Source organism: Sodalinema sp., from assembly GCF_046483825.1.
Taxonomy (GTDB): domain Bacteria; phylum Cyanobacteriota; class Cyanobacteriia; order Cyanobacteriales; family Geitlerinemataceae; genus Sodalinema.
This window is the reverse complement of sequence record NZ_JAWOCL010000149.1, coordinates 1-2,894: the sequence shown is the minus strand read 5'-3', so window position 1 is coordinate 2,894 and position 2,894 is coordinate 1. Positions and strand designations below refer to the sequence as shown.

Sequence of the window (2,894 nt, the reverse complement as noted above, 5' to 3'; positions counted from 1 at the left end):
GCGGCTAAAGCCGCTTGAGTCGGTTTTCCTCTCCGCGATCAATCACGGAGCTTCCAACCCTCCCAGGAGTTTTACGTGACTCCAAGAGTCGGGGTGGGGTGAAACCGACCCGTCTTGGGTTCCTGTCTAGCCTGGCTTCGGGAAACCTCACACCTCTTATGTCATGAATCGGGGATGGAGGTCCGTCTCTGTCCCTATTTTCTATTCTTTCGTTCCGTTTTTGTTCTCCGTTTGGAAAATTGCCGTGTTTGCTACTCAAGAGCCTCGGATTGCTTCTCCTGCTGTTCAACTGCGTCCGTTCCGTCAGCGGAGTTTGATCCCGTCCCAAGCTGATAGTCTCTGGAAAATTACGGCTGGTGTTGTGCGTAGCCTCACCTGGACTGATGCGGGAACGCCAATTAGTTTGGGGTTGTGGACTGTCGGAGATGTCGTTGGGGTGGCTTTGTCTCGGGTGACCCCCTATGAACTCGAATGTCTGACGGATGTGCAAGTTCAGGCGATTCCGCGATCGCATTGGCGGTCAATTACAGACCAGTTAATTGATCATGCTCAAGAATCGCAACAGCTTCTTGCTATTTTGCGTCAAGAACGCATCCGCGATCGCATCTTAGCCTTTTTGCAATGGCTCTCTTACAAATTCGGTCGTGAGAGTGCTAACGGTCGCGTGATTGAGCTAAAACTCTCCCATCGGGCGATCGCCGAAATCCTGGGAACCTCCCGTGTCACCGTGACTCGGACTCTCGGCCAACTTGAGGAGGAAGGACTGATGCAACGGACTCGGGACCATTGGATTCTCAGCCATGACGTTTTAATGCCATAACTATCCACAACTATAAAAATATCTTGGCAATAATTGTTGAGATAGGCATTCGTTAACCGCGACTTTGTCCGGTACAGCTTCTGTGGCAAGATACATAACGTACGGTCGGTAAGTCCTATGATAAAATCGTCCGTCGTTTTTGTTGGGAACTATAGAGCAAACACATGTCAACGATTGAAGTCGGCAGTCGCGTCCGCGTCAAAGAATCTGTCATTGTCTACCATCACCCCGAACATCGCAACCAACCGTTTGACATGAAAGGGAGCGAGGGAGAAGTCCTAAACGTGATTGAAGAGTTGGACGGAAAGCCGATTAGTGCCAATCTTCCGGTTCAAGTGCTGTTTTTGGTGGGTAAGAAGAAATTACGCGCCCATTTTCGTCCCGACGAAGTTGAGGCGGTCTCCTAAATCTCTTCTAACCTCATGTCGCCCTTGAACAATCAGAGCGTTGGCGGAATGGCGGTAACGTTTCATTACCCCGCCGCCAGCGATCAGCCTTTAGCCTTGGCGGTGTTCCTGAAAGGATTAAACGTCGCCCCGAGCCATTATTCCTACTATGCCCAACGTTTGGCACAGTATGGCTTTGTGGTGGCCTTACCCGACCCCGAAACTCGTTTACCTCGACGGGAGGAGTTGTTTGCGGCCACAGGGCTAGTTGCGGACGTACAGGCGACCCTACGACGGGAAACCCAAAATCCCCAGTCGCCCCTCTTTGAACGGGTTAATCCCGAGAATGTGGCTCTGTTAGGTCATTCTCAGGGAGGGATTGTGGGACTCGATGCGGTGGTGAATGCGTCAGCCGTCTCCTTTGCTTCGGGGGATTATAGTTTACCGCCTCAATTGAAAGCAGCGGCGTTTTATGGGAGTTTGTTGGATGTTGAGTTGGATCTAGAAGGCGACGGCGATCGCCCCCTCAATAGCCAAGGATTGCCTCTGGCCCTCATGGCGGGGAGTCGTGATAGTCTTATGCCGGCCGCCGAGGTCCGGGGAACCTATACAAGGCTGGCTACGCCGCCTAAACTCTATTTAGAGCTAGAAGGGGCCAACCATTACGGAATTACCAATGTCAATAATCCCCCTCAGGCCCCGTTAGATCCTCGTTTACCAGATTTACCTCAAGAGATTGCCCTCGATACCCTCGCTCGTTGGAGTGGGGTGTTTTTGCGGGCCTGGGTGCTTGAGGATGCGATCGCCCGAGACTATCTCAGGCAGATGTTAGGGACAATAGATCCCGTTGTCTCTCTGCAAGGAGAATTTTGAAAGTTAACCTTATTCACAGTTAGGGATGTTTGAGCCAGGAAAAGATTTCAGCGGCACTTAAATTGAGGGGAGGGATGGGGTCTGGAATCGGTAGACTGGCCTCGCTATTCTGGAAGACTTGTGGCTGTTGCCCAGCGGGATAGACCAAAATGGTTTGACTGCTCGGATCGATGAGCCAACCCATCTCAGTTCCATAGTTGAGACTATGCAGGATTTTATCAGTGACAGGAATTGTGGCTTGATTCGGAGAGAGGATTTCGATGAGCCAATTGGGAGCGAGGTTAAATTGATTGGCCACATTGCCTTGCTCATCGGTTGGAATGCGGTCCCAGGTGAAAATACCGATATCGGGGACAATGACGCGATCGCCAACGATACAGCGTATTTCAGTGTAGGCCCGGGCAATCTTTTGCCGTTTGGTGGCGGCATTAATGGTTTCGGTTAAATCCACCTGCAAGGTGCTGTGTTGTCCTTGAGGCATCGGTTTTTGGGTGACTCGCCCTTGCTTATATTCGCTGGCGGGTTGAGTTTCTGGGTATTGTAGGAATTCTTCGAGGGTTAGGGATTTCTCGTCAAGTCTGACCATGGGGGACTTCAATCATACCGGGGGTTAACAGGAGTGGTTGCGCTGGTCTTAATTCTTAATTCTTAACTTCTGGGGAGTTTGAGGGGCGATAAGTCCCGCGCTGTACCAGAATGGTCAGCGTCGGGATACATGGACTCCTCAAGTCAATTGAAGGGGTCGATGCCCTGAAAATTGACAATCCCACTGATTGTCATGCTATAATATTATCGCCAATTATTTTCACGGTAAT

4 protein-coding genes are annotated in these 2,894 nt (G+C 50.9%); 3 read left to right on the top strand and 1 reads right to left on the bottom strand.

What is annotated here, in order from left to right; genetic code table 11:
• Positions 1-244: 244 nt before the first annotated feature.
• The 3 genes from R6U67_RS09760 (at position 245) to R6U67_RS09750 (ending at position 2,079) form a co-directional block, all read left to right on the top strand.
• The gene (locus tag R6U67_RS09760) at positions 245-820 is read left to right on the top strand and encodes a Crp/Fnr family transcriptional regulator (RefSeq protein ID WP_410252357.1); all 576 of its coding nucleotides are present in this window, start codon (positions 245-247) and stop codon (positions 818-820) included.
• Between the two features lie 173 nt (positions 821-993).
• A complete protein-coding gene (locus R6U67_RS09755) occupies positions 994-1,227 on the top strand; it encodes a ferredoxin-thioredoxin reductase variable chain (protein WP_410252358.1) in 234 nt (77 codons plus the stop codon).
• 15 nt (positions 1,228-1,242) lie between these two features.
• Positions 1,243-2,079 carry an alpha/beta hydrolase family protein gene (locus R6U67_RS09750; RefSeq protein WP_410252356.1) on the top strand — a complete coding sequence of 279 codons (837 nt, stop codon included), beginning with the start codon at positions 1,243-1,245 and terminating at the stop codon, positions 2,077-2,079.
• A gap of 19 nt (positions 2,080-2,098) precedes the next feature.
• Here R6U67_RS09750 and R6U67_RS09745 read toward each other — a convergent pair whose 3' ends face one another.
• Positions 2,099-2,665, bottom strand: a complete 567-nt coding sequence (locus R6U67_RS09745; protein WP_410252355.1) for a Uma2 family endonuclease — start codon at positions 2,663-2,665, stop codon at positions 2,099-2,101.
• Positions 2,666-2,894: the final 229 nt, after the last annotated feature.

Coding starts and splice junctions, on each gene's coding strand:
- R6U67_RS09750 (WP_410252356.1), top strand. CDS start 1,243: ATGTCGCCCTTGAACAATCAGAGCGTTGGCGGAATGGCGGTAACGTTT.
- R6U67_RS09745 (WP_410252355.1), bottom strand. CDS start 2,665: ATGGTCAGACTTGACGAGAAATCCCTAACCCTCGAAGAATTCCTACAA.